We start from the raw sequence: 21186 nt of genomic DNA, 5'->3' as shown, positions 1-21186 counted from the left end.
GTCGCATCGCTCCTAATTCGGCTTATTCTTTGGATCCGTTGAAGAATTGCTGATGCTCTTCCAGCAGCTCCACGGTCAGCGGCTTCTCGAAGGTCATCGAGTATGCAGGTTTGTTGACTTCATCGACGGTCTCCCCTTCGTACAGGGCCACCGGGTAGTTCGCAATCAAATCTTTGCGGGCATCCTTTACAATGGTCTCGGCCATCTTCATCGCCAGATCCGTCGTTGCATTCTTCTTGTCCACGACCGCAACCGATTCGGTCAGCGAGAAGTTTCCTTCGACCGGATCCACGTAGTCAATCGGTGCACCGGTGGCTTTAGCCGCTACCGCCTGATGGCGAAGGCCAAACCCGGCCGCCACTTCGCCAGCCTGCACTTTCTTGATCGGACCGGAACCCGAGCTCTCCAGATGCGGTCCCACGTTGGCGATCAGGTCATGAAGCACCTTACGTCCCGCATCTTCGCCGTATTGCGTAATAATGGCCTGAACGAGCAGCCAGCCGGTGGAAGAATCCATGATGTTCGGAATCGATACGAGTCCGCTGAATTCCGGTTTGGTCAGGTCCGTGATGGAGGTGGGCATCGGCAATCCTTTATCCTTCAGCACTTCCGTATTCACGAAGATGGAGCCGGTATTCGCCAGAATCGGCGTGTAATATGCCGGATAAGAATCGGTAGCGCCTGCGTCAAAAGCCAGATCCTTAAACATCGAATGCTTGCTCTGCGAGCTTTCGATGAAGTAGGAGCTCATCGTGACAAGATCGGCCTCGATTTTGTTCCCCTCCGCCATCAATTTGCCCCCGAGTTCGGAGGTGCCCAGGGATTGGACAAGGTACTGTCCTTCATATCCGGCATTCTTCAACGAGGTCTCCATTGCCGCAACGGCTTCTTCATCCCCGTTGGTGTAGATGACTACCTTCTTCGCTTCCCCCGCGCTGCCGCTGCCGCAGGCGGCCAAAGCAAACACCATACTGACTGCGATCAATGACAGCAGCATTCCCTTCAGCGTCTTCATCGTGATTAACTCACTCCTTGAATTTTTTATTTAGTAATGATGTGAAATAATGAATTAGCCATCGTATTCCCGCTTCAAAATGGCTGGTGGTAAATTAGCAAGAAGCTCCTCGCTTCCAGTGCCAATACCCAGCGGAGAGGACGGAATCGTATTGGAGAAGCGCATGCGTTCGCCTTTGTCTTCGGATTTCTACCGCTTAGTCATCTCAATCCGAGAAATCCGAAGACAACAGCGATCGGAAATACGATCCGGCATCGTAGCGGACAGGCGTGATGGGGCAGCTTTAGCGCTGCGCGGTTCTCCTCTGCCATGCGTCGCACACCAGCTTGATGATCAGATTCGTGAAGAAGATCAGCATTGACAGCACGAAGATCTCATTAAACTTGGCGAAATGCTGCAGCTCTTTGATTTTGCTGGCGACGAGCGACGTCTGGGCCGATACGAGAAAGATAATGCCGCTGATCGTTACCATGGCGTTGATGAAATAGTAGCTGAACATCTCGATGACGGTTGAGGCCGAGTTCGGCAGGATCACCCGATACACGGTCTTGAACCAGCTGTCCCCCAGCAGTTCTCCCGTGGTTTCCCAGGAGGGATTCATCTTGGACAGGGAGTTCTTGGCCATCAGGTACGGCGTCGTAAAGAAATGAACGATGTTGCACAGAACGATAATGAAAAAGGTCCCCTTCAGGCCGCTCCCGTTAAAGAAGAGCAGGTAGGATATCCCCAGCACCATGCCGGGCACCGTATTGGTTATCATGGATACGATGTCTACCGCGGACCGGGCCTTTAACGATGTACGCACATTGAGCAGCGCGGATAAGTACGCCATCAAGGTACCGAACAGCGCCGTCAAGAAGGCGACCCAGAGCGAATTGCGATATACCCCCGTCAAGTCACTCGATTGAATCACATCCCGCACATGCTGGAACGTGAAGGTCATGTCATAGGGGTAACTGCTCAACCAAGGAGCGATGAACATCACCGCAAAAATGGACAGCATGCCCGTCACAATGGCCGACGACATCACGCCGAAGGCGATATCCCGAACGCGCTGCCGCGGCAGCTCGATATCCGACAGCTTGTCATAGTGGAAATTCCACTTTTCCAGATAATTCAGCAGCCAGATGCCGAACACGGCCGGAATCAGCATCATCACCGCAATGACAGCGCCTTGATTGAAGTCCGGAATGGAACCCAGCATCACCTGGTACAGCTGCGTCGCCACGACCGGGTAGGTACCGCCGACGGAAGCCGGAATCCCAAAATCCGTAAAGCTTAAGATAAAGGACAGCACAAAGGCCCCGCCAAGGGCTCCCGCAAGGGGACGCATAATCGTATTCATGAAACTTCTCATCGTGCCGTCACCCATTAACTTGGATACGATGATGAATTTTTTATCAATGTACTTAAACGCGTTATGAATCAGCAGGAATACCGGCGGCAGCGTGTAAATGACGTAGCCGATGAGCAACCCGTTCCATCCGTAGATATCGAACAGATTGCGCCCGGCAAGCCGGGTGATCAAGCCCTGGTTACCGAACGAATACATGATGGCGAACCCATAGGTAATGGTCGGAAGCAGCATGGGGACCATGATGACGGTTTTCAGCAGGCCTTTGACGGGCCGGTATATTTTGGTGCAATGAATGGAATACGCGAGTATGAACCCCAGAACGGTCGTGATCACGGCCGTTACGCCCGATACCTTCACGCTGTTGCCGATCGCCTCGACGAATTCCCGATTCGCCCCTATGGATGCATAGTGTCCAAGGGTAAATCCCTGATCGGATCCGAAGGAGCGGACCAGCAATATGAGCAGCGGCAGGAACAGAAACACGGCGAACAATAACAGGATGACGGTGAAAATAACCCGCATTTCCGGCTTCGTGCTACGCATACTGTTCACCGAACAGGTTGTAGATGTTCTGCCTTTTGATATGCAGCTGCTTGATAATGAACTGCTTCACAAAATCATTGCTCGGATGATGGACAATCTCCTGGGGCGTGCCGAATTGGGCAATCTGTCCCTGATGGATGATCAGAATTTTGTCCGAGAGCGTCAGCGCCTCTTCCGGGTCATGCGTCACAATGATCGTGGTCAGCTTGAATTCCCTGGCGATCGACTGGATCCGCTGCTTGATCGATTCCTTGATCACGCCGTCCAGCGCGCTGAGCGGCTCATCGAGCAGCAGGATTTTCGGTTTCGTGACTAGCGTTCTGGCCAGGGCCACTCTCTGCTTCTGCCCCCCTGACAGTTCGCCGATCCGCTTGTCCAAGTGGGGCTGGAGCTCGAGAAAATCGATATATTCCCGGACCTCCTGCTCGCTCACGGTTCCCTTCTTATTGCGCAGGCCGTATACGATATTGTCGTAGGCATTCAAGTTGGGGAATAAGGCATAGTCTTGAAACACGATATTAAATCCCCGCTTCTTCATCGGTACGTTGCTCAGATCTTGACCCTGGAACACGATTTTTCCCTGATCCATTCGGGTGAGTCCCAAAATAATATTCAGCAATGTGGTCTTCCCGCTCCCGCTCGGACCGAGCAGCGATACTATCTCGCCGGTGCCGATTTCTACGTTGATGTCATCCAAAACCACTTTATCGTCGAATTGTTTGCAAATATGCTCTAGCTTCAGCAAACGGCTCACCTCCTTAAACACATCCTCAGTATAGAAACCATATGTAAATAAGAATCATGGGAACTGTTAAATTTAAGTAAATTATGCATATATCATTCATAAATTAATACTAACTATTGACCATATTCACTCAAAACTGATGCCTAACTTATGAATAATATAGGTAACTCTATTGAACATGGCCGTGCGAATCGGTAAACTAGACATGAATACAGGCATCAACCACTAATGCGGATTGAATGGGTGAGCGAATGTTTCCATTGGAGAGGCAAAAGAAAATACTTGAGCTGCTTACGATTCGAAAAGTACTGAAGATCACGGAGCTTACGGAAGAGCTGAACGTCTCCGTGGATACGCTGCGACGGGATTTGAACACCCTGACCAAGCAAGGGCGGATTGAGAAGATCTATGGCGGGGTGAAGCTCGTGGAGTCCCGGTTCGGCGAATCCTCCATGGATGAGCGCATGGTCAGCCAGCTGGAAGAGAAGGACCGGATCGCCCGCAAATGCAGCGAATTCGTTCATGACGGCGACTGCATCTACATCGACAGCGGCTCGACCACGTACCAAATCGCCAAATACGTGAAGCATAAGAAGAAGCTGACGGTGGTTACGAATTCGCTTCCGGTTGCGATCGAACTGATGGACAGCGACGTGGAGCTGATTATGATCGGCGGCAAAATCCGGCGGGAGGAGCAATCCGTCGTCGCGTATGAATACATCTTCAACTTTCATGAGCTGAATGTGCTGAAGGCGTTTATCTGCTGCAGCGGCATCACCATCGAAAAAGGCATCTCCGACTACAACCTGGAAGAAGCCATCACGCGCAAAAAAATGATCGAGCTGTCCAAAGAGGTGATTGTCATGGCGGACAGCACCAAGTTTGGCAAAGACATTACCATTTCCATCGCTCCGCTCGACAGAATCGATACCATCGTGACGGATGCGAACGTCCATCCAAGCTTTATTCCAACTTTCAAGAAGACCAATACAACGCTTGTGATTGCAGATGAATAGAATAGAGAACCACGCCAAAAACGGACATTTCCGATCGCCGAACGACAGCGAGTATGGGAATGTCCGTTTTTTATTTCACACTTGCGGAGACCGTGCTAACTTATATGTATCGAGCCTTTTCCAGTATCCCGTATCCATACGGACCAATCTTCTTTGCATGCATCTCCATCTCTTTATTATGTGGATGACGGACAAAGCCCCCTTTGTAAGCGGTTGTACATTAGAAGGGAAGTCCATATAATGATGAAGGAATGAAAATTAGGATATTTTTGTTATGTTCTGCGACACCATGCAGATAGAGGAGGAATCTGATTATGAACGTTGGATCAGCACGAGCAGCGGCAACGGATTGGGTCTTGCAGCATGCCAGCAGGGAGCCTGGATTCATGGGTGCCTATTTCAGCGGCTCCACGGTCGGCAAGCCGGACGATGCCGAGATGGCTCCGTCATCAGACATTGACGTCGTTGTAGTCACCGCGGATCCGGAGCCCCCGCTGAAACCGGGGAAGTTTATCTACCAGGACGCCTTGATCGAGGTCACCTATCTGTCCTGGCAGGACCTAGCTTCGCCCGAGAAAGTATTAACGTCCTACCATCTGGCCGGCAGCTTCCGCGTAGACACCCTGATGTCCGACCCGACCGGGCAGCTGCGCAAGCTGCAGACGGACGTCTCGCGGCATTTTGCCGACCGGATCTGGGTCACCCGCCGCTGTGAGAACGTGCGCGAACGTATCATGAACGGCCTCCAATCCATAGATCCTTCCGCTCCTTGGCATCGCCAGGTGACCTCGTGGCTGTTTCCTACCGGCGTAACCACCCATATGCTTCTGGTCGCCGCGCTTCGCAACCCCACGGTCAGACTCCGCTATGCGGCCGTTCGCGACGTGCTGAAGGAATATAACCAAGAGGAGGTCTACGAGGAGCTGTTACGTTTGCTGGGCTGTAAAGACATGTCTGCCGAGCAAGCCATGAATCATCTCAACGGACTGGCCCGCACCTTCGACGCCGCTGCTGCGATTGCCAAGACGCCCTTCTTCTTCAGCAGTGACATTACGCCGGAAGCAAGACCGATTGCCATTGACGGCAGCCGCGAGCTGATCCTAAACGGAAGCCATCGGGAAGCCGTCTTCTGGATGGTGGCCACCTTCGCCCGCTGCCACAACATCTTGGAGGTTGACGGGACTCCCCAATTTCAGGAGCAGTATGTACCCGCTTTCGATGCGATTCTGGCCGATCTCGGCATAACGTCCACCGATGACCTGCTCCAGCGGGCCGAAGAGACCCTCCGTTTCCTGCCGAAGCTGTGGGATGTCACGGTAGGCATTCTGGATGCCAATCCGAATGTATCCGGCGGCGAAGAATCGACCTCATAACTCCTCATTTCATATAGAAAAGACCACGCCAGGATTCGTTCCTGGCGTGGTCTTTGTTTTGTACATCGTGCGTATTACTCCTTATGCTTACGGTGCGTGGTCCGGGCAGGCTTCGATGGCTAATCGGCCAACATGCTTGACGCACGCATGGCTGTCGATCCTTCTTAGTGGCTTTCCTGCTCCATCGGCAGGTAAAACCGCTGCTCCTCTTGGTCTTTGGCAAAGCCGACCGACTGATAAAGTGACAACGCCGTATCATTGGCTGCCTTTACTTGCAGCTTGACCGTGGCGGACCCATGAGCCTGAAGATAAGACATGGCGCGGCAAAGCAGATATTTGGCGATCCCCCGCCGTCTCCACGGTTCCCGCACAAACACATCTTCAATCACGCCATCCCCCTCCTCCTGCCATGCCATGGTACTGCCGACGATCATATCCCCTTCCAGGACATTCATGGCGATCCAATTGGAAAGCCCCTTATATTCCCGTAATCGTTCGAGACCCAGCGGCGCTTCCGGCCAAATTTCAGCTTCGAGCTTTAAATACTCCACTTCCTCTTCCGCAGACTCGATCCTCCACAACCGATTTTGATAGCGATCATCTAATGGCAAGGCAGGAATGGGCTCCTCCAACGATCGTTTCATGGCATAAAGGTTCTCCAGCGGCTGAAACCCCTTCTTCTCCGTAAAAAAAGCATTATTTGCGCTCTCATGGACATAATTGCCCACGCACAAATACGTCTCGTACGTCTTCGGCAAAGTCCTCATTAAGACAACCGCCCGTTCATACAGGACCTGATACAATTCGTCCAAAAGGTCGAAATCCCGCTCACGATGCGGAACCGCCTTGAGATTCACGTAAATATGATGCTTGCAGTTCGGGACACATCCCGGCGGAATCACGTTTATGATCCCGACCTGACCCTTAGCTACCATCTTCCCGTCTTCGATAGCGCAGAACACGTTTTCCCAATTCTCCCGGTCACCCACCCACCAGAACAGCGCATTCTCGGCGGATACCGCCTGATATAACTCGCCTAGCAGAGGCATGTCGCCCTGCCCAAAACTACGAATGATTCTTTCACTCAAATGAATGTCACCAGCCTTTGCGTTCATTGTAAGGCGATCGGAGTGCCAACAACAGAGAAAAAACAACTATAGACAAACAAGCCGCCTTTTTCAAACAACGATCTCCTTATAATGGGTGTACAATAATGAAATTACGTAATATAATAATTACGTAATAACATAATACTCTAAAGTGAGGTTGATGATTCCACATGACACGTGATCTGATCCAAGAGATGGATGTCTTAAAGAATCAAATGGCGGAGCTGCAGCAGCTTGTTTATCAAGCTCTTATGGAACGAAAACCTGCATCCGCATCAAATCCATACCGCCAAGAAATCGCAACAGCGCCCACCATAAATGAACCCAATCCCGAAGACGGCTCTGTCTTCTACTCCGGGCAGGTGCACCTGAACGGACAAAACATCCGCTGGGAGCCACAGCAACGCCGATTGAATCAAATACTGGACATGAATACCGAGAAGGCGGCCAAAATCCTCGCTGCCCTGGGCAACAAGCAGCGACTGGATATTTTGAAGGCCGTCATGGCGGAGCCGCTATCGGGTTCCGAGCTGGTGGAACGGTTGAACATGGGGACGACGGGTCAGCTGTATCATCATCTCAAGGCGCTGCTCGGCGCAGACCTGCTCGTCCAGGAGCAGGGGGGCCGCTACGCTCTTCCCCAGCATCGAAGCCTGCCGTTCCTTCTGCTGTTGTCCGCTGCCGGCGATCTGCTCGATGCCAGCGATTACCTGGAGATGTCGGAAACCCGCAACAATGCAGGGATGTACTTCGGGCCCTCGCATGGCTTTGATATTCATCAGCTGCTTTGGGCCGTGGTGGAAAATTCGATTTTGGAGCATACGAGCGGGTATGGCGATCAGATCGGCATTTTCCTGCATGAGGATGGCAGCGTGACGGTGACCGACAACGGAAGAGGCATTCCGGTGCAGGCCCTCCCGAATTCCGATGTCCCCGTTGTGCAGTCGATTCTGACCGATGTCCACCGCTTCAACAACAGCGCGCACTTTCTGGTTCCCGGCGCGGAAAAAGGCATCAGCATTGCCGTGGTCAACGCCCTCTCCAAGCAGCTGTCCGTGGAAATTCGGCGTGACGGGAACATATACCGGCAGGAATACCGGCACGGCATTCCGCAGACGGGTCTTTTGACGGTTGGTTTGACTCAAGAGACGGGAACCAGCGTGACGTTTAAGCCTGAGACGGAATTATTCAGCTCGGCCTTTGAATTTGACCGCATCCTCGAGCACAAGGACGCGATTGCCGCGGATTATCCTGCACTTGCCCTGACCATTCGGAACACCGCTGAATAAAGTGGCTTTTCGAAGCGGTCCTAATTTGTATACTTTGCTTCTTTTGCAGCAGCGGCAGATATGGTTGGCAACCATCCAAGCATGCCCCGGACCACACGTCGTGCGCACAGGGGGCAGTTTCGCACGATGCATGAAAGCCTGGTATCCGGTACACCGAGTGCCTGCGCTCCTATGCTATACTGAGCTTGAACGAACGCTAATCGAGGTGATATAGAATGCTGGAACGTTCTATGGAGAATGTAATGGAATCCGAACAGGAAAGGGGCTGGTGCGATTAAAAAATATAACGAAACGAGGGCGATACACATGAATACGCGAGATACGGTAATGAGCGAAGGTTTTGCACTGAATGTTTCCATTCGCGGAAACGGCAAGCCTATATTGGTGGTGGGAAGCAGCGTTTACTACCCCCGCTTGTTTTCGGAGCAGCTTTATACGTCATTTCAATTGATTTTCCTGGACCATCGAGGCTTTGTGGAGCCTCCTCGGACACTGGAACCGGAAGACTATACGCTGAATAAGGTTCTGGATGATATCGAGAGGGCAAGACAAGCGCTGGGACTGGAGAATTTCATCATATTGGGGCATTCGGGACACGCCTTTATGGCGCTGGCGTATGCCCAAACCTATCCGGAACGCGTCAGCAAGGTGATCCTGCTGAATACGGGCCCCTCCAATAGTCCGGAGCGGCAGCAGCAAAGCTTTTCTTTTTTCAATGAGACGGCAAGCCCTGAGCGGAAACGGCAGTTCGAAGCGGATATCGCCCTGCTGGAGGAGGATGTCCGAAAGGAGCCTGAACGTCGGTTTGCTCATATGTGCATTCGGATGGGAGCCCACAGCTTTTATGATTATGCCTATGATGCGGCTTGGATGTGGGATGGGGTTTTCACCAGCATGCCCGTCTTGGATCATTTATGGGGAGAAGCCTTCGCGCGGCTGAATCTGATCGATTGCCTGGAAGAGGTCGATATCCCCGTCTTCATCGGTCTTGGACGGTACGACTATTTGGTCGGCCCCGTGTTGCTATGGGATGCCGTAGACGGCTCGCAAGCAAACGTGAGAAAGGTCGTTTTTGAGCAAAGCGGCCATAATCCGATGTTCGAGGAGCCTGAGCTTTTTAACGCCGTCTTGACGGATTGGATTCACGAAACGGATCGCTGATCTTGTAAAAGCTTGAATGAAGAGGAGCCCGCGGCATTCCCGCTGGGCTCCCTTTGTATTTACTGGTGCTTCAAGCGGCGTACTCTCGCTTCATAAGGCTTCAAAGGAGCATCGTCCGATGCTCTACTCGCTCAAAGTCGCTCTTTTTTGGGTCGGATGCGGACACAGCTTCCGCTATTTGCTGATATTCGGGCCTCTTTTGGGCCCATGCGGACATAGGATCCGCCATTCGCTGATCTTCGTTCCTTTTTGAGTCCATGCGGACACTGGTTCCGCTATTTGTTGATTTTTGGTCCTCTTTTGCGCCAATGCGGACATGATCCGCCATTCGCCGATTTTCGTTCCTTTTTTGAGTCCATGCGGACACTGGTTCCGCTATTTGTTGATATTCGAGCCTCTTTTGGGCCAATGCGGACATGATCCGCCATTCGCCGATTTTCGTTCCTTTTTTGAGTCCATGCGGACACTGGTTCCGCTATTTGTTGATATTCGAGCCTCTTTTGGGCCAATGCGGACATAGGATCCGCTAATGCAGCTTATACACGGTTGAATCCCAGTAAATTTTGAATATAGCGGATCTCCTGTCCTCAAATCGCTGCAATATGGCCAAAAACATAGAAATAACGGAACCATTGTCCTCCAAACGTCACAAATACGACCTATCCAACCCGCAAACCTTCATCACTCACGCGACGTTGCTTCGTCAGTTTTCGCCCATTGTCGAAGCTCCCCTTCTACTCTGCTTCACCGATCCTCGACTCTTGATACTCTGCTCCAGCGATCCCACCCTTGATACTTCGCTTCCTCGACTCCCGATACTTTGCTTTCTCGATCCCGAACTCTTGATACTCTGCTTCATCAATCCTCGGCTCTCGATACTTTCTTCCTCGATCCTCACGCTCTTGTTACTTTGCTTCCTTGATCCCCAACTCTTGTTACTTTGTTCCATCGATCCCCAACTCTTGTTACTTTGTTCCATCGATCCCCAACTCTTGATACTTTGCTCCATCGATCCTCGTCTTGTTACTTTGCTTCCTTGATCCTCGACTCCCGATACTTTGCTTTCTCGATCCCGAACTCTTGTTACTCTCCTCCATCGATCCCCGACCTTGATACTTTGCTTCCTGACTCCCCGACTCTCGATCCCTAGACCTCTTGAACCTACATCCCCTTCCCATGATCATGATCCTATTTCACCTTGCAGAGTCCTCTTACGAATACAAATTTCATCATGACGACAATAGCTCCCACCCTCCTGCAGGGTCTGACCTATGGGTGGGCAGCCGTGAGTTCCCCCATTAAAGGGACAACTCCCCCAGCCGACGACTCTCCTCCTCAATCCGGCTTGGATCGATCCGCTCAAACAACAGCTCCACCCCATGAATCGGCCTGCCGGCCGGAACGTGGCACCACTTCCACGCAGGCGGCTCCAGCGAGAGAAAGTCCCGGATCCTATCGCAAGAGAACGGGATGAACGGCTGCAGCAGGTTCGCCAGATTGGCCATAATCAGAATGCAGGTGTACAGCGTGGTCCCGCAGGCGGCCCGATCCTCCTTGACCTGAATCCACGGCTTCCGTTCATCGAAATATTTGTTCGCCTGGCGTACCACGCTGAAAATCAACTCCAACGCTTCTTTCAGTCGACCCTCCTCAATAAGCGCCCCGGCCTCCCGGTACAGTTCCTCCACCCGGCCCTGCCATTCATCGGATATGCTTCCCTCAGGCACTTTCCCGTCAAACGATTTGTTCGCAAACACCAGGGTCCGGTTGACCAAATTCCCGAACGCGCCAAGCAGCTCGCCGTTATGGCTGTGGATGAACTCCCTCCAGGAGAAATCCGCATCCCGCTTCTCGGGACCGTTCGCAAGGAGGAAATAACGAACCGAGTCCGGCTGATACCGGCTTAACAAATCCGGCACCCATATGGCCCAATTGCGACTGGTCGAGAATTTCTTCCCTTCCAGCGTCATGTATTCGCAAGAAATGATCCGATCCGGCTGATGCAGATCCCCCGCTCCCTTAAGCAGCGCGGGCCAGATCAACGTATGAAACGGGATATTGTCCTTCCCATGAACATAGTAAGCGGTCACCTCGCCTTTCCCCTTGCGCCAAAAGGACTCCCAATCGCCGCCCGTTTCCGCGGCCCACTGCTTGCTGGCGGACAAGTAGCCGCTGACCGCTTCGATCCAGACATAGATTTTCTTATCCTCGAAGCCCGGAACCGGAACATCCACGCCCCAGGTCAAGTCCCGCGTAGCCGCCCGGTCCTGAAGTCCTTCCTCCAAGTATCTTCTGGTCATGTGCACCGCATTATCCCGCCAGCCTTGGGCGTTGTTCAAATCATCCGCCAGCTCAGCTTGGAAATGCGACAACGATACATAAAAATGCTCGGTGGGCCGCTCCACCGGCGGGTTCCCGCAAATTTTGCAGGTCCTGTTCGTCAGGTCGGACGGATCAAGCATCGTGGAACAAGCATCGCACTGATCCCCGCGGGCCCTGCTCCCGCATACGGGGCAATTTCCTTCCACATAACGGTCCGGCAGAAACCGCCGATCGGTTTCGCAATACGTTTGCAGCACGGTTTTACGGTACAGATGGCCGTTGTCCAGCAGCTTCAGGAACAGCTCCTGTACCACGCCATGGTGAAACGCCTGATCGGTTCGCGTGTATAAATCGTAAGAGAAACCCAGCTGTGCAAAGCACTCCGCGAACTCCGCATGGAACCGATCGGCAATATCCCCCGGCGTTACGCCCTCTTGAATCGCTTGCACCGCCACCGGCGTGCCGTGGCAATCGCTGCCCGATACGTACAGGACGCGATCGCCCTTCGCGCGGAAATAACGCGCCAACACGTCGCCGGGCAGGAGACTGGCAAGCCGCCCCAAATGTAAGGAGCCGTTGGCATAAGGCCAGGCACCGCCGATAAAAATGTTTGTCATGTCGTTCATCCTCCTTTTTTATGGACAACAAAAAAAGCCCTCATCCCAAAGGGACGAGAGCTTATGGCTCACGTGGTACCACCCAATTTCATTCATGCCTTGCGGCATTCACCTCTTCGGGTACGACGCCCATATATCGCGTGTATACCCTAGCACGTTAACGGGTGCGGGATCCGGCACAGCCTACGACCCCATGCAGGGTTTCGGTGCACAGCTCAGAGACCATATTCCCGAGGCTCCTTCTTTACCCCTTTTCACCAGCCGGGGCTCTCTGTTCAAAGACGCTGCCAAGGTACTCTTTCTCGTCATTGCTTTTGTCTAGCGTTATTCAACTTACTGGAAATCATACTCGAATTTCACGGAAGAAGTCAAGGGGACGAATGCGCAGCTTTTCTTGCCCTTTCCCGGCCGTCCCGTATCGCTCCCAGCTTCTTGCCCAGCATCATTTTAAGCTTCTTGCGGGCTCTGCTCATGCGGTTCCGGACATTTTCGGGCTCAATCTGCAGCACCTCCGCAATTTCCAGGGTGTTGAAATCCTCGTAATAGTACAAATACATCGGTTGTCTTAAGGTTTCGGGCAGCCTAAGCACGGCAGACAACAGCTCGTCATGGTTTTCCTCGCTGTACATTATCGATTCAGGCACCTGTACGGCCCACTCGCTTAAACGATTCTCAGCCAAAAGATCCATTCATTTCAACTCCTTTTTTCCCGTGTATGGATATGGATCGGTTCTTCCTTGTTCCCGTTAGTTCAAATTTCGAGCTCTTTTCTTGACCGGCTGAAATTGTCGTCTCTTCGCTGGGAAGAAGCGAGCCAACAAACGTACCCGATCATGCGTATATTTCCAGGACTCTCCGGCCTCTCGATCCAACTCCGCCTGCTGCTGCTTGATGAGAGATTCCACAACGAACCAATTGGTCATATCTAGTCACTCCTCTTCCCTCGCTCGTTAGTTCATATTTTTTTGAACTAAATATTTAAGTTCAATTATATATGAACTAATAAAAAGTTCAATATTTATTTTCCTTGGGATGTGGTATCATAAAAATGGAATAATGAGTGCTTGGAGGAGAGGATGATCATGACTCATATCAGAGTTGACTATTCGCCTGTTCACGAGCTGGTAACCAGCTTGTTCACATATGCAGATAATAAAAACCAAATGCATGATCTAGGGAATAAATGGAGGAAGGACATTCAGAAGAATCTGCCCGCGTCTTTTACGGATAAGCTGGAAGAGCTGGACCTGTGCGAGATCGTTGCTTATCTGCACCTGGTTATCGTAGACAGCCCGAAAAAAGACAACATCGAGCGTTTTCTTGCCTGGTTTGCCGATTTAGGAGAAGGGCAATTGTACGAAATCCTAGCGCCTTATCTAGAAGACGGATTTCCGATGGGGCTGAAAACATTCCGGGATCAGAGCCTTGAGATCATGACGGAGTGGCACCGGGTCTATACGATCTTGCCTGAGATTCACGACCTGCTGGGGCGTTCCGCTGCCCGCATGGAGCAGCTGAGCCGGGAGCTTTCCTGTATTGATCTGATCGATGAGGCAACGAACGGGATCGTGCTCGATCCTGAAGACGAATATAGCGCCATTCTTCTCATCCCTACTTATCACATCAAGCCGTTAAACCGGATGGACGAAGTGGGCAATCAACAGCTCATTATCAGTTATGCCGTAGACGATGAGCAGCAGGACGAGGATACGCCGACCAACCAGCTGCTGCGCATGACCAAGGGATTGGCTGACGAGAAGAGGCTCGTGCTGCTGCACATTCTCGCTGACGGCCCCGTCACGTTTACGGAGCTGCAGCAGAAGACCGGACTTTCCAAGAGTAACCTGCACTACCACCTTTCCTTGCTTAAAACCGCGGGCCTTTTGCGCATGCACTTCAAAATGCCGAATGAACGATATAAATACAGCGCAAGACCGGAATCCTTCACTCAGCTCAAGTCTTTCCTGGAGTCTTACGTGTTCGGTCTGACAAAAGAATAAGCGCTGCGTAGTCCCCCACCGAATTCGGGAGCACAGCGATAGTCATGTAAGAACTACACGCAAAGAGGCTCCCCTCTTTAGGAAGCCGGTACAGGATGTAAGGCGAAATGGCGAGTATAAAATAGCCTGCCGCATTAATAAAAACATCGATCGATATCCCCGGAAGGCAGTCCGTATACCGGAACGGAGCGTTGTCTTGCGAGATCAGGGCCACAAGCTCTAAAGGTTTATACGTTCTGATCTCTAACGAAAACAGAAAAAAGCCTGGAACCATCGTTCCAGGCTTTTTATCATTCAGTTATAGAGGTCGCAGCTTTCTATCGTTGCTGTTATAGAGGCCCCCGCAGCCTCCAATCAGTTGCTCTCTATCTTGACTGTCAGCGCACTCTTGGCCGGCATTTCCAGCTGCAACGCCTCTTCCCCGCGCAGCTGGATCGCCACGCTCTCCGGAGCCTCGCTGTCGTTGAACAACACGGCGGCAATCGAGCCGTCCGTGTTCTTGAAGGCTACCGAACGGATGAACTCATGGCTGGTAGATGCCACACGCCGCGCTTTGGGACGGATCACCTTGCTAAAGTGCGCCAGCGCGTAGTAATCCAGCGTATAGGTAAGCTCCTTCGTCTGCTGATTCACCGTCACGATGCCGCGGCAGGTGCTTTTTCCAAAGCCCGGCACGGTAGGTCCGCTCTTCTCGTCCAGTGCCATATTCCACAGCACGTAAGATTTACTGTGATTGCGGAGAATCTCGATTCCGGTCCGCATCACATTGGAGAAGGCTTGCTCAAACGGCGGAATCCACTCCCCGCCCGATCCTTCCGTAAAATGAACCTCTTTCCCCGGGAATGCCTCGAAGACTTCCGATTGGGCCGACGGTTTGCCGCCGTACCAGTGCCAGGCAACCCCATCCACAGCGTCGGCCGCTTGCTCAAATACGGTCAGCGGGTAGTCCGGCTTGTCCCAGTTATGGTCATAACAGAGTATTTTCGTACCGATGCCGTTCTTTACGAATTGCGGCTTCAGATGGTTCTTGATAAAATCGCTCTGCGCTTCGGGCAGCATGATCATGCCGGGGTAATGTCCCGGCGAGTATAATGCCTCGTTCTGCGGCGTGACGGCATAAATCGGCAGCCCGTTGGCTTCATACCCTTGGATATAACGCACAAAATAATCAGCATACACCGAATAGTATTCCGGCTTCAGCTCTCCGCCGATCATCGACCCGCTCGTCTTCATCCAGCCGGGCGGGCTCCACGGGGAACCCATCAGCTTCACGTCCGGATTCAATCTCACCGCTTCCTGCAGAAGAGGAATGATATCTTCCTCGTCATGCGCAATGGAGAACTGCTCCAGCTCTACATCCGTCTGGCCCTCAGGCATATCATTGTAGCTGTAGAAATCACGCGCGTAATCCGATGCTCCCATCGGCTGGCGGAGTACAGATAACCCGATCCCTTCGTTTGGATCGAACAGCTGCGTCATGAGCTCGGAACGCTGCTTCGTCTCCAGCACCTGATGGATCAAATAAGCAGCGGAGTCCGTGAAGGACGCGCCGAAGCCGTCCATCTCCTGAAACGTCTGCTCCTCATCGATGACAACCTTATGCTTCGCTGCACCCGTAGTTACGGGCGTTAGCTGCGCCTTGTCTTTCTTCACGAATAATTCTTCTTCACCGTTTGACTGGTAGATGGTGATGTTCAGCATGTTGTTCCCCTCCAGGTTTCTTGTGTCTTCCTACCCATGGCCTACCGAAGATAACTTGGAAAGAGCCCCTCTCCTGTCAAGAAAGGGGCCCTTCCATCCATTAACGTAAACTTATTTCAGCCCCAGCTTCTCTTTGTTCGCTTTCATCTTCTCGTTGCGGACTTCGACGATTTTATCCCAGTTGTTATCGTCCAGGAACTTTTTATAATCGTTCAAGAGGCTATCGAAGGTTGCGTCGTCCTTCGAGCGAATCATGCTGACGAGCGTGGAGTTCCATTTCGTATTGATGGCCGTCAGGGAGCGCGCTTCCGGCGTGCCCTGATCCGGGTTGATATTCTCCAAAATAAAGTGCGGCGTCAGCTTGCCTTTGCCCCATTCCTGCATTTGCTTGATCGCATCCGGGAAAGCATCCCCGCTCAGCGCCTTGTGGCGGTCATGTCCGAAGAACATGAATTCGCCCATGCGGTAGTCCTTCTTGAACGTATCCGGATTGTTCATCTGGAGCTCCTTCACGTCTGGCAGGAATTCCACCGTTCCGTCTGCGTTCACTTGGTAAGTCTCGCCTTCGATGCCATAGTTCATCAGCATTTGTCCTTCTTCGCTTAACAGGTACGTGAAGAGCTGAATGGATTTGGCAGGGTCTGCGTTCTCTTTCGTGATAAAGCTGATCATCCAGCCCGTAATACCGGATTGGTTCAAAGTAGGCGCATGTCCGACCGTGCTTTGCGGTCCGTCAATCGCGATGTACTCTTTGCCTTTGTTGTTGCTGTAGAAGCTCTGCAGGTTTCCGCCCTGCTGCGGCGTGCCGTCCAGCATGATCGTTGCGTATTTGCCCGCCTTCACCTTCTCTTCAAAAGCCGTTCCGTCATCGGCAAAGCTGTCATCGCTGATCGCGCCGTCACGGTATACGGTATTGAACGCCTTCACCCAAGTCAGATAATCTTCATCCAGGTTCCGGTTATAGAAGCCGCCGTTCTCGTCTTCCAGCGGCACGCCGATGAAATCCTGCAGCACGTCGCCGAGCGAGCCCGTTCCTTCGCCGATGGAGTTGAAGCCCAGTGGAATCAGGGCAGGGAATTGCTTCTTGATATCCGCGAGAGCAGCCTGGAATTCCTCAGGCGTTCCCATCGCAGGCTTGCCGATAGCCTCGTACACGTCCTTGCGGATGATAAATGCCGTTTTGGCAGGAATGTTGCCGCTGTCATAGTCTTCCTGCGTATTGGAATAGTTCGGGTATCCGTACGTTTTGCCGTCCTTCAATTGGAACCAGTTGAGGGTATCCTGCGCCGCTACCTTATTGAAGTAAGGGTCATATTTCTCGGCCAGATCGTTCAGTGGCAACGCCCATGTAGCCGCTTTCTGTACGACAGGGGAGTTCGAGTCAAATGTCGTGATCAAATCCGGCATATCCCCGCCGGCAAAAAACGTATTCAATTTGGTATCGTCACCCGTAATGAATTTGATATTGATATTCAAGTCTTCCTTGATCTTCTTCGTTACAACGTCCTTGCCGAAATCCGTGTTCCACCAGTCCGCATTCACGTACCAAGTCAGCTCGGTGGTCTCTTCTTTTTTGTCCAGCTGCCAAGCCGGCTTTTCCGGATCCGGCGTATACCGGTCCTCGATCGAAACCCAATTCTCCTTCTTGGAGCCGGAGCCCCCCGATCCGCCGCAGCCGCTCACAACCAGCACAACGGCCATCAAAGCCGTAAGCAGCGTAAGTCCTCTCTTACCCATAGCCTTGTTCATCAACATCCTGTAACCCTCCCTTTAAATAAAAGCGCTTTCTCGATAAACCCTTGTCTTTACAGGCTTGCTTCTGTTCCACTCCCTTAAAGAGCTACGGCTTCGCTACTCTTTAACAGCTCCGAGCATCATGCCGGAGATAAAATATCTCTGTAATATTGGATACATCACAACAATCGGCAGCGTCGTCACGACAATTGTTGCTAGTTGGACCCCTTTGGTGGTCGTCTGAATCGCAACCGAACCGATATTTTGCATCGATTGGGTCTGGGACTGCACAATAATCTCATACAGCATCATCTGTAACGGATACAGCGACTGATCCGTGATATACAATTTGGTGGTCATAAAATCGTTCCACTGTCCGACTCCGTTAAACAGGGCAATCGTCGCCATGGCCGGCATGGAAAGAGGAATGAAGATGCTCAGGAAAATTCTCCAGTCGCCCCCGCCATCGATCTTCGCCGACTCTTCCAGCGAATCCGGCACGTTGCGGAAGAAGTTCATCAGAATGATAACGTCGTAAAAGCTTAACAGGGCCGGGATGATATAAACCCAGAAGCTGTTTAGCAGCCCCAAGTCTTTGATCAACATGTACGTCGGAATCATGCCGCCCGAGAAAAACATGGTGACAACGCCCATCGCCACGTAGAACTTGCGGCCGCGGACGTATTTTTTACTCAAGCCGTAACCCACCATGGCACAGAAGAACACGTGCGTGATGACTCCGATCACGGTTTTGGCCACCGAGATGAAGAAGGCATTCCATATGTTGGCATCCCTGAACACGGCCTGATAATTCTCCAGCGAGAACTCGGTAGGCCAGAAGATGAACCCGCCCTCGGCAAGGGACCTGCCCGAGCTGAAGGATGAGACGACGACGTTCCATAACGGAACGACGATGATGATCGTAAACGTAACCAGTAAAATGATGTTGATCGTATCAAAGATCCGGCTGTCGAGATCTCCTTTTGCTGCTTTGAAATTCACCGTTATACCCCCTTCTGCATGACCTATAGAACGGATTGATTATCGTTTAATTTACTGGTCACCTTATTCGCCGTAACGAGCAGAATGACGGAGATGATGGATACGCCCAAACCAACGGCTGTGGCATAAGAGAAATCTCCCTGCGTCATACCCATCCGGTACACGTACGAGTTAATGACTTCGGCCTTTTCCCGGTTCTGCGAATTCATGAGCACCAAGGTTTGATCCAGATTCGATCCCAATAAACCGCTTACAGTCAGGATCAAATTCAAGCTGATAATCATCTTCATGTTCGGCAGGGTGATGTTCCAGATTTGTCTCAAGCGGCTGGCCCCGTCGATTCTTGCGGCCTCGTAGTAGGTAGGATCGATCTTGGCCATGATCGCCAGGTACAGAATCGTTCCCCAGCCGGCCTCTTTCCAAATATCCGACAGCGTTGCAATCCACCAATACTTGCTTGGATCGAGCAAAATGTTTTGCGGCTGCGAGATCAGTCCCAGAGCAAGCAAGATTTCGTTGAACAGGCCGGATGTCGAGAACCAAGTAATGAGCATGCCGCCCAATACGATCCAGGACAAGAAGTGAGGCAGGTACGAGACGGTTTGAACGAATTTTTTGAAGCGCCCCATGCCAACCTCGTAAATCATGATGGCCAGAATAATCGGAATGACAAAGCCGATCGCCAATTTCAAGAAGCTGATGCCCAGCGTGTTGACGACGGAGTCCCAGAAATACTTGTCCGACATAATGATCTTGAAATTGTCCAGGCCAACCCACGGCGCGGAATCCAGCGTATCGATAACGGTGTAATTTTTAAACGCAATCGTCAAACCGTAAATCGGTATGTAGCAGAAGATGAACATGAAGATGACGCCGGGAATGATCATCGATTGAAGCTCCCATTGCCGCTTGTAATCCATAAAGAATTCCTTGATCCTCTGCCCCATCGGCTTCTTCCCGGTAGGTTGAACCGCTCCCGTGCCGGTTGACTGAACTGCAGCAGTTTTACTCACCTGCTTAACCCCCTTTGATCAAAAACGTTTCATAATAAAAACGTTTTTATTTTTCGCGAAAAAAACCCCGAATTTATAAAGTATTTTTAAAAAACCGTTTGACGCGTTCATTCCCTTCGGTTAAACCGGTTCATTCCGACTCATCTTCACGTGACTGGAGCCGCGAACGACCAGTTCTCCCGGCAGCTTCTGAATCTTGCCCTTCTCTTTCTTCTGAATCATGCGCACCAGATGATCCACGACCAGAATCCCCTGTCTGGCAATCTGATTGCGGACGGTCGATAACGGCGGCGTAAAATACTGCGCGATATCGATATCGTCGAAGCCTACAACGCTGACGTCCTGCGGAACCTCGTATCCATGAGACTTCAACGCCCGAATGCAGCCGATGGCGCTCACGTCGTTACCGGCGAGAAAAGCATCCGGCACTTTGCCAGGGTGTAAGTGAAGAAACGATTTGACGGCGTTATAGGAACCCTCTTCCTCGAAATAGCCTTGCAGTATGTAGTCTCCGTCGATCGGGAACCCGCACTCCCGGAGCGCAGCCAGATACCCTTCCTTCCGCTGCACGCTGTCAAACATCGTATCCACGCCGGAGATGTAGGCAATCTTCTTATGCCCCAGGCTGATCAGGTACTTGGTTGCTTCATAACCGGCTACGTAAGAGTCGAATATGATGCTGCCCATCGTTTCGTTCTGAACCTCGCGATCCAGGAAAACGGCCTTGATCTTATCCTTCTCCATGGCAGCGATGTCTTTGTCGTCGATCTTCAGCTCTTCGAAGATAATGACGCCGTCCACACGGCCGCCCATAATATTGCTCATGATCACCTGCTTATCCTTCGTCACAAACACGTTCAAACCATAACCCAGACGGTCACATTCCCGTGACATCGACTCCACCAATGTGTAGAAGTAAGGCCCTGACACGCTTGTCGTAAAGAAGCCCAGCATCTTGGTCTTGCCCGACTTCAACAGCTTTCCGTTCAGGTTAGGTACGTAATTGAGCCGCTCCGCCACCTTCAGCACATGGGATTTGGTCTCCGGGTTCAATACATCTACGTCGTTCAATGCATTCGAAACCGTAGAAATGGAGACTCCGGCTTCTCTTGCCACATCCTTGATCGTTACTTTACCCATATAACCATTCCATTTCCTTTGCGATAAAAACGTTTTTATGTTCATAAGT

17 protein-coding genes and 1 other annotated feature are annotated in these 21186 nt (G+C 51.8%); of the genes, 5 read left to right on the top strand and 12 right to left on the bottom strand.

What is annotated here, in order from left to right; all coding sequences use genetic code 11:
• Positions 1 to 22 precede the first annotated feature (22 nt).
• From GYMC10_RS01315 to GYMC10_RS01305, 3 genes are all read right to left on the bottom strand, one after another.
• Positions 23 to 1015 carry an extracellular solute-binding protein gene (locus GYMC10_RS01315; RefSeq protein ID WP_012818475.1) on the bottom strand — a complete coding sequence of 331 codons (993 nt, stop codon included), beginning with the start codon at positions 1013 to 1015 and terminating at the stop codon, positions 23 to 25.
• Between the two features lie 283 nt (positions 1016 to 1298).
• Positions 1299 to 2915, bottom strand: coding sequence for an ABC transporter permease subunit (locus GYMC10_RS01310; protein ID WP_012818474.1), 1617 nt, complete (start codon positions 2913 to 2915; stop codon positions 1299 to 1301).
• Positions 2908 to 3660, bottom strand: a complete 753-nt coding sequence (locus GYMC10_RS01305; RefSeq protein ID WP_012818473.1) for an ABC transporter ATP-binding protein — start codon at positions 3658 to 3660, stop codon at positions 2908 to 2910. The genes GYMC10_RS01310 and GYMC10_RS01305 overlap by 8 nt, the downstream gene beginning before the upstream one ends.
• Positions 3661 to 3911: 251 nt before the next feature.
• On the opposite strand from GYMC10_RS01305, the gene GYMC10_RS01300 reads away from it, so the two are divergent.
• Positions 3912 to 4676: a DeoR/GlpR family DNA-binding transcription regulator gene (locus tag GYMC10_RS01300; protein WP_041621909.1), complete on the top strand. Its 765-nt coding sequence runs from the start codon at positions 3912 to 3914 to the stop codon at positions 4674 to 4676.
• 314 nt (positions 4677 to 4990) lie between these two features.
• The gene (locus tag GYMC10_RS01295) at positions 4991 to 6049 is read left to right on the top strand and encodes a hypothetical protein (RefSeq protein ID WP_012818471.1); all 1059 of its coding nucleotides are present in this window, start codon (positions 4991 to 4993) and stop codon (positions 6047 to 6049) included.
• 164 nt (positions 6050 to 6213) lie between these two features.
• Here the strand turns inward: GYMC10_RS01295 and GYMC10_RS01290 are convergent, their stop codons facing one another.
• A complete protein-coding gene (locus GYMC10_RS01290; protein ID WP_012818470.1) occupies positions 6214 to 7098 on the bottom strand; it encodes a GNAT family N-acetyltransferase in 885 nt (294 codons plus the stop codon).
• 230 nt (positions 7099 to 7328) lie between these two features.
• On the opposite strand from GYMC10_RS01290, the gene GYMC10_RS01285 reads away from it, so the two are divergent.
• Both GYMC10_RS01285 and GYMC10_RS01280 read left to right on the top strand, forming a co-directional pair.
• Positions 7329 to 8447, top strand: coding sequence for an ATP-binding protein (locus tag GYMC10_RS01285; protein ID WP_012818469.1), 1119 nt, complete (start codon positions 7329 to 7331; stop codon positions 8445 to 8447).
• Between the two features lie 306 nt (positions 8448 to 8753).
• Positions 8754 to 9608 carry an alpha/beta fold hydrolase gene (locus GYMC10_RS01280; protein ID WP_012818468.1) on the top strand — a complete coding sequence of 285 codons (855 nt, stop codon included), beginning with the start codon at positions 8754 to 8756 and terminating at the stop codon, positions 9606 to 9608.
• Positions 9609 to 10906: 1298 nt separating this feature from the next.
• Here the strand turns inward: GYMC10_RS01280 and metG are convergent.
• The 3 genes from metG to GYMC10_RS32385 form a co-directional block, all read right to left on the bottom strand.
• Positions 10907 to 12547: a methionine--tRNA ligase gene (gene metG, locus GYMC10_RS01260; protein WP_012818466.1), complete on the bottom strand. Its 1641-nt coding sequence runs from the start codon at positions 12545 to 12547 to the stop codon at positions 10907 to 10909.
• Positions 12548 to 12593: 46 nt separating this feature from the next.
• Positions 12594 to 12865, bottom strand: a binding site (T-box leader).
• A gap of 50 nt (positions 12866 to 12915) precedes the next feature.
• A complete protein-coding gene (locus GYMC10_RS01250; protein WP_036664899.1) occupies positions 12916 to 13236 on the bottom strand; it encodes a sigma-70 family RNA polymerase sigma factor in 321 nt (106 codons plus the stop codon).
• A gap of 57 nt (positions 13237 to 13293) precedes the next feature.
• Entirely contained in the window at positions 13294 to 13470 is a 177-nt protein-coding gene (locus GYMC10_RS32385; RefSeq protein WP_012818465.1) for a hypothetical protein, read from the bottom strand.
• A gap of 159 nt (positions 13471 to 13629) precedes the next feature.
• Here GYMC10_RS32385 and GYMC10_RS01245 point away from each other — a divergent pair, with 159 nt between their 5' ends.
• Positions 13630 to 14547, top strand: a complete 918-nt coding sequence (locus GYMC10_RS01245) for an ArsR/SmtB family transcription factor (RefSeq protein WP_012818464.1) — start codon at positions 13630 to 13632, stop codon at positions 14545 to 14547.
• Between the two features lie 354 nt (positions 14548 to 14901).
• Here the strand turns inward: GYMC10_RS01245 and GYMC10_RS01240 are convergent, their stop codons facing one another.
• From GYMC10_RS01240 to GYMC10_RS01220, 5 genes are all read right to left on the bottom strand, one after another.
• The gene (locus tag GYMC10_RS01240; RefSeq protein WP_012818463.1) at positions 14902 to 16248 is read right to left on the bottom strand and encodes a glycoside hydrolase family 30 protein; all 1347 of its coding nucleotides are present in this window, start codon (positions 16246 to 16248) and stop codon (positions 14902 to 14904) included.
• A 111-nt stretch (positions 16249 to 16359) separates the two neighbouring features.
• Positions 16360 to 18003, bottom strand: coding sequence for a sugar ABC transporter substrate-binding protein (locus GYMC10_RS01235; RefSeq protein WP_012818462.1), 1644 nt, complete (start codon positions 18001 to 18003; stop codon positions 16360 to 16362).
• Positions 18004 to 18099: 96 nt separating this feature from the next.
• The gene (locus tag GYMC10_RS01230) at positions 18100 to 18984 is read right to left on the bottom strand and encodes a carbohydrate ABC transporter permease (protein WP_012818461.1); all 885 of its coding nucleotides are present in this window, start codon (positions 18982 to 18984) and stop codon (positions 18100 to 18102) included.
• A 23-nt stretch (positions 18985 to 19007) separates the two neighbouring features.
• Complete coding sequence (locus GYMC10_RS01225; protein ID WP_012818460.1) at positions 19008 to 19997, bottom strand: ABC transporter permease; 990 nt, start codon at positions 19995 to 19997, stop codon at positions 19008 to 19010.
• A gap of 120 nt (positions 19998 to 20117) precedes the next feature.
• Positions 20118 to 21137, bottom strand: coding sequence for a LacI family DNA-binding transcriptional regulator (locus tag GYMC10_RS01220; protein WP_012818459.1), 1020 nt, complete (start codon positions 21135 to 21137; stop codon positions 20118 to 20120).
• Positions 21138 to 21186: the final 49 nt, after the last annotated feature.

The organism is Paenibacillus sp. Y412MC10 (assembly GCF_000024685.1).
In the GTDB taxonomy this organism is placed as follows: Bacteria; Bacillota; Bacilli; order Paenibacillales; family Paenibacillaceae; genus Paenibacillus_AQ; species Paenibacillus_AQ lautus_A.
The sequence above is the reverse complement of the archived record's forward strand: the minus strand, read 5'-3'. Positions and strand labels throughout refer to the sequence as shown.